At 40.1% G+C, this 6,674-nt stretch carries 5 protein-coding genes and 1 pseudogene; 5 read left to right on the top strand and 1 reads right to left on the bottom strand.

Going from position 1 to position 6,674, the window contains the following annotated elements:
- The first annotated feature begins 302 nt into the window (after positions 1-302).
- From FH976_RS11505 to hpf, 5 genes are all read left to right on the top strand, one after another.
- The gene (locus FH976_RS11505; RefSeq protein WP_194091001.1) at positions 303-1,427 is read left to right on the top strand and encodes a polyamine ABC transporter substrate-binding protein; all 1,125 of its coding nucleotides are present in this window, start codon (positions 303-305) and stop codon (positions 1,425-1,427) included.
- A gap of 113 nt (positions 1,428-1,540) precedes the next feature.
- A complete protein-coding gene (gene potA, locus FH976_RS11510; RefSeq protein WP_194091002.1) occupies positions 1,541-2,689 on the top strand; it encodes a polyamine ABC transporter ATP-binding protein in 1,149 nt (382 codons plus the stop codon).
- Complete coding sequence (locus FH976_RS11515) at positions 2,686-3,591, top strand: ABC transporter permease subunit (RefSeq protein WP_194950388.1); 906 nt, start codon at positions 2,686-2,688, stop codon at positions 3,589-3,591. Before potA ends, FH976_RS11515 begins: the two co-directional genes overlap by 4 nt.
- Before the next feature lie 25 nt (positions 3,592-3,616).
- Positions 3,617-4,459 (top strand): ABC transporter permease subunit, encoded by an 843-nt coding sequence (locus FH976_RS11520; protein WP_194091003.1) that lies wholly within the window; start codon positions 3,617-3,619, stop codon positions 4,457-4,459.
- A 252-nt stretch (positions 4,460-4,711) separates the two neighbouring features.
- A complete protein-coding gene (gene hpf / locus FH976_RS11525) occupies positions 4,712-5,071 on the top strand; it encodes a ribosome hibernation-promoting factor, HPF/YfiA family (protein ID WP_194091004.1) in 360 nt (119 codons plus the stop codon).
- A 63-nt stretch (positions 5,072-5,134) separates the two neighbouring features.
- On the opposite strand, the pseudogene tnpC reads toward hpf, so the two are convergent.
- Positions 5,135-6,574, bottom strand: a pseudogene (gene tnpC, locus FH976_RS11530) (IS66 family transposase).
- Between the last annotated feature and the right edge of the window lie 100 nt (positions 6,575-6,674).

The following is a 6,674-nucleotide window of genomic DNA, read 5'->3' on the forward strand; positions in this document are numbered from 1 at the left end:
ACTTTAACCCTTTAGTCACAAACCATTTAAGTGCCGCTAATCGTTAACGCAAGGTTAATGGGCGTAGGTTGCAAATCTAAGAGTATGGGTGAATATTCCCTTCATGCACCCCACTCAGAAAACGTCATATTGAATCTTCAATTTTTTAGGATTTGTTTATATTGCATAAATAAATCTTAGTTTAATTTATGTTCAACCTGACCCAAATCAGTTATCCCCCACCAGAAGGAATGCTGGCGTTAAGTTAGAGGTTGGTGTGCTTTGCAACCCGATCTTTTTGATCGCTTTTTTAGGGTAAAACCATGTCTTTGAAAAAAACGCTGTTAGCCGCATCCATTGCGGTGACAACATTATTCACGTCCGCTGCATTATTGACTTCCACAAAAGTTTTGGCTCAAGATGACCAAGTCCTTCACGTTTATAACTGGAGCAGTTATATCGCTGAAGACACCATTGCCAATTTCGAAAAAGAAAGTGGTATTAAAGTGGTGTATGACGTGTTCGATAGCAACGAAGTTTTAGAAGCTAAACTTCTGGCTGGTCGTTCTGGTTATGATGTTGTGGTGCCATCAAACAACTTTTTAGCTAAACAAATTCGCGCAGGTGTTTTCCAAAAGTTAGATCGCTCTCAATTGCCTAACTGGAAAAACTTAAATCCTGAGCTATTAAATGCATTGTCACCAAGCGACCCAGGTAATTTATACGCGATTCCATATCTATGGGGCACAATTGGCTTTGCTTACAACGTAGATAAAGTGAAAAAAGTACTGGGTGACGCGGCGCCTGTTGATTCTTGGGATTTGGTCTTTAAACCAGAAAACATGGAAAAATTAAAGTCCTGTGGTGTTTCATTCTTAGACTCTCCAACTGAAATGTTACCAGCGGCATTAAATTACCTAAATATAGAGACAGGTACGCAAAAGCCAGATGACATTAAACAAGCTGAAGCACTGTTTTTATCGATTCGCCCGAACGTAAGTTATTTCCATTCATCTAAATATATTTCAGATTTAGCCAATGGTGATATCTGTGTTGCGGTTGGTTATTCGAATGACCTATTTATCGCTCAAGCTCGTGCTAATGAAGCCAATAACGGTAATCATATTGAATATGTGATCCCGAAAGAAGGAGCAGGCAGCTACTTTGACATGATGGCAATTCCAGCCGATGCGACGAACGTAAAAGCGGCGCATATGTTTTTGAATTATCTAATGAAACCTGAAGTCATTGCTAATATTACCAACGAAGTGAGTGCTGCCAATGGTAACCAAGCAGCGACACCACTGGTAAAAGATGAGCTGCGTAATAATTTGGGGATTTATCCTAATGACGCGACACTCAAAAATATTTATACCATTAGCGATTTACCATCCAAGACACAACGTGTAATGACACGTACTTGGACCAAGATAAAGACAGGTCGATAAAGCCTAAAGCATTTACCCAGCAATTTGGGTAACAGCGAAAAAGGCGTCCGACAGTGGACGCCTTTTTTATTAAACATATTCCCAAATAATCAAAGTTATAGTGAGAGTTACGCATGGTTATCTCCAGCGCCTATAAAAAAGCCCTTGAACGTCAGTCAAAACCAAAAGAAATCCTAATTAAGATTGATCGTGTTAGTAAACAATTTGACGATACATTAGCCGTCGATAATGTCTCTATTAGTATTAATAAGGGTGAAATATTTGCTCTGCTAGGTGGTTCAGGATCGGGTAAATCGACCTTATTACGCATGTTAGCGGGCTTTGAGAAACCAACCGAAGGTCGAATCATTCTAGATGGCGTCGATATCACCGACATGGCGCCTTATGATCGCCCAATTAATATGATGTTCCAATCATACGCATTGTTTCCACACATGAACGTAGAACAAAATATTGCCTTTGGCTTGAAGCAAGATTCACTGCCAAAAGATGAAATTAAAGCACGTGTCGATGAAATGCTAAAACTGGTTCATATGACTCAATACGCTAAACGTAAACCACATCAATTGTCAGGTGGTCAACGTCAGCGCGTGGCTTTGGCTCGTTCTTTAGCCAAGCGTCCAAAACTGTTGTTGTTAGATGAACCAATGGGCGCACTCGATAAAAAACTGCGCTCTCAAATGCAATTAGAGCTGGTCGAAATCATCGAGCGTGTGGGGGTAACGTGCGTCATGGTCACACATGATCAAGAAGAAGCAATGACGATGGCGCAACGTGTAGCAATCATGCATTTAGGCTGTATTGAACAGATCGGTAGCCCGATGGATATTTACGAAACCCCAGTGAACCGTTTGGTGTGCGAATTTATCGGCAACGTCAATTTATTTGATGGCATGTTGGTGGAAGATGCACAAGATCACGCCACGATTGCTTGTGTCGATTTATCACAACCGATTTATGTAGGACACGGGATCAGCTCGCAAGCTGAAAACAAGAAAGTGGCTTATGCATTACGCCCTGAAAAGTTATTAATGAGCACTCGTCTGTCTGATGACCTAGAACATCCAGACTTTAACTGGACAACCGGAACAGTATACGACATCGCTTATCTTGGTGGTTCATCCGTGTATCACATTCAGTTGCCATCGGGAAAAATTGTGCAAGCCTTTATCGCCAACGCTGAACGCCACGGTAAACGCCCAACGTGGGAAGATAAGGTCTATTTATATTGGGAAGATGACAGCGGTGTGGTACTGCAATGACAATTTTAAACCTAAAGCAGCTTGATAAAAAAATTGGCCGTAAACTTGTCATCGGAATTCCCTTCTTTTGGCTGTTTATCTTCTTTTTATTGCCCTTTATTATCGTACTGAAAATCAGTTTTTCTGAAGCTGACGTTGCCATTCCACCCTATACAGAGTTGGTGAGTTGGGCTGATGATCAGCTTACCATTTTGCTCAATATGGGGAATTATTTGCTACTGAGCGATGATGAATTATATCTTGCCGCTTATTTAAGCTCTTTGAAAATGGCACTGATCAGCACCATTGCATGTTTGCTGATTGGCTACCCTATGGCCTATGCAATTTCAAAGGCAAAAAAAGAAACGCAGACCATTTTATTATTGTTAATCATGATGCCAACGTGGACAGCAATTTTAATCCGAGTTTACGCTTGGATGGGAATTTTAAGCAATAACGGTTTATTAAATGGTTTTTTACAACATATAGGTTTGATTAGTGAGCCTTTACACATTCTCAATACCGATTTAGCGGTGTACATCGGAATTGTGTATTCGTATTTACCTTTTATGGTATTGCCGCTTTATGCCAACTTAACTAAGCACGATCAAAGCTTATTAGAAGCAGCATCTGACTTAGGTTGTCGCAATATTTCAACCTTTTGGCAAGTAACCGTTCCGTTATCTAAAGGCGGGATTATTGCAGGTTGTATGTTGGTATTTATTCCTGTGGTGGGTGAATTTGTGATCCCTGAACTGCTTGGTGGCCCGGATACATTAATGATCGGTAAAGTGTTATGGCAAGAATTCTTTAACAACCGAGACTGGCCAGTAGCCGCAGCACTAGCCGTGATCATGCTCGTCGTATTAATGATCCCAATTATTTTCTTTAACCGTACTCAAGCAAAAGAGCTTGAAGGTTAAGTATTTCGCATTCAAAGGAACCGCAATGAAACGTTTTGGTTTTGCCAATATCATGTTGATTTTAGGCTTAGTCTTCATCTATTTGCCTTTAGTGATCATGGTTATTTACTCATTTAACTCATCCAAATTGGTGACGGTTTGGGGTGGATGGTCAATAAAATGGTACAGCTCACTTTGGGAAAACACTCAATTAATGGGCGCGGTATTTCGCTCACTCGAGATTGCCTTTTATACTGCAATTTCAGCAGTAGCATTAGGCACAATGGCCGCATTTGTCCTTACTCGTATTCCACGCTTTTATGGAAAAACCCTATTTGGTGGATTGGTAACCGCACCATTGGTTATGCCAGAAGTGATCACCGGTTTATCTTTATTATTGCTTTTTGTGGCCATGAATAACCTTATCGGTTGGCCAATTGAACGAGGCATGATGACCATTTGGATTGCTCACACCACGTTTACGAGTTCGTATGTAGCCATTTTGGTGTCTTCTCGCTTGCGTGAACTTGATATTTCGATGGAAGAAGCGGCAATGGATTTAGGGGCTAAACCTTGGAAAGTATTTTTTCAAATTACCATTCCGATGATCACGCCATCTTTGGTTGCTGGTGGCATGATGGCGTTTGCACTATCGCTAGATGATTTAGTCCTCGCCAGCTTTGTATCCGGACCAGGAGCAACAACGCTACCAATGGAAATATTTTCTTCCGTACGTTTAGGAGTAAAGCCTGAGATAAATGCTATCGCGAGTATTATTTTGCTGTGCGTGTCTTTATTTACGTTTACCACTTGGTTCATTATGGCAAGAGCCGAAAAACGCCGTAGGAAAGAAATCTATCAAAGTAAAAAAATGTTATCGGAACATTAAGTTACAATAATTTAAAATATATGACAAAGAGACGACTATCGGCTCACAATGGCCGTTTTCTGTTGTTATATACTCTTTCTTTGAGGAACTAAAAAATCAATTGTTGCTCAAAGAAAAAGCAAAGCAGTTTATTTATCACTAAACTAATTATGTGGCTTTGCTTAACGACAAAAAGTTTGTTAGGTTGGAAATAGAGATTGATCTAGAACATCGCCATAAATTATTTAGGGCGTTCAACAGAAGGTATTGCATATGAAAGTAAATATTCAAACTCACCATGTATCCGTCAGTGATGATTCTCGTGCGGAAATCGAAAGTAAATTCGAAAAAATAGCTTCTCACTTTCCTGATTTAATCAGCTGCGACATTATTATCACCAAGCAGCATAATGAGCATCATGTAGAAACGTTCTCAAACTATGAAGGTGTGCGTATTTCAGCAAAATCTGAAGATAAAGTGATGTACCCAGCCATTGCAGCAGCCGTTAAAAAACTAGAAACCGGACTGAAAAACCGTAAAGGTCAATTAAAAGCAGAACTGCATGCAACGCCAACCAGCACTAAACCAGAAATTGCTTCTGATATTATTCAAGAAATGAAATTAGTCGATTAATACCATTTCAGATACACAAAAAAACGAGCTCAAGTAGCTCGTTTTTTATTGGATAATTTGTAACTATTCAGACTCATCTGAAATGAATATATCAGGCAGCTGATTTTTGAATAATAACTCAAGGGCTAGGCTTGCAGATACATATTGTTTTCTGCAAGTCGATAAATAGCTTCTCAGCAAGCAGAACATTTCAGCTCCTTGCTTACTTCTAAAACACCCCGATATTTTTTGATGAACCTTGGTCATCCTAATATCATTCTCGCCTTGGTTGTTGGTAAATGGCACGCCAGTGCTCATCATGAAACGTAAAACATCATCTTGATAATCTCTTAGTCGTTCCAATAATGCGCGGGATTTGGTTCGCTTTAATCGGCCTCGCTGACCTTTCACTCGGCTACTTTTATCTGGTGGTGGACATTTAGCGTCACCTTGAAGCAATATTTTTTGATATTGCTCACGATATTTCTGTTTAGCCCCTTTATCTAGGTCGGGATTATCTATTTGAGCTTTATTCATTTCTTTAAGTAAGGTTTGCATATCCTTCGCCCATTGCATGCCGTCTTGCTCCCAAGCCCTTTCTAATTCTCGGATGTGGTGAGCATTACATAATGCATGTTGGCATTGGGTATATTGATAATATGGCTTCCAATGGTCATGACATAGCACACCGGTAAAGTGCGGTAAAATACCGGCCTCATCCATCGCTATTTTTCCTCTTTTTTCATGAGGATAAAAATAAGTCCACCAAGTCGTTGATGCACCATGAAGCCATCGCCGTTTACCGCCGATATTAATGCCAGTCTCATCAACATGCAAAGTTTGATGCGGGCTTTGTAATGCCGCTTTGATGATACCTTCTGCGCCCGATGACTTTACCAGTGCCGCTGCTTGTTCATTAAAGTTAAATAAACTGCCGGCACTGATCGGAATACCTAGTTGGTCACTAAAGTATTCTTCAATGCGGTTATAAGGGAGTAATTGATATTGTGATAAGTAAACCGCATGGGCTTTCACACCAACACCATATTGAATAGGACCGTTAACACCTTGGGGGAATGCACCAACAAACCGCTTCCCTTGCTCATTCTCAAGGATTTGAGCCTGGTATTCGGTCACCACTTTACTGATATCTATATCGACGACTTATCGCTTTTGAAAACCCACCTCACGATAGTGACCTTTAGGTAAAAAATCTCGGTCAACTAAAATGACTTGTACCTCATCAGGTGTTTCTGTTTGAGTCAGCGTTTTACCTACTCGGCCTTTTTGTCTGCCAGCTGATTTTTCTGACTTCTCTCTCGTTGGCTTTGTACGGTTGATATCTTTTGATGGAGGAATGCTACTATTTTGACTATTAAGTCCTAATTTACTAGCTAGCATAACAACGACAACAAGAATGAGTTCAATAGACATCTTCAACGCTGGCGAGAGTGTTTTATCTTCTTGTAACTGAGTTTTAGTTTGCTCAACTATTTCAGTGATATTTATGCTGTTTAAATTCATTAAAGCTAGAGCGATAGGGTAATAGCTCTAACTTGGCATACTGGCAGGATCAGTCAATAGCTAAAAAAGATCCTTAGAAAATAATTTGTCTTGGTGAATA

Origin of the sequence: Vibrio hibernica (assembly GCF_015223435.1) — a bacterium.
Taxonomy (GTDB): Bacteria; Pseudomonadota; Gammaproteobacteria; order Enterobacterales; family Vibrionaceae; genus Vibrio; species Vibrio hibernica.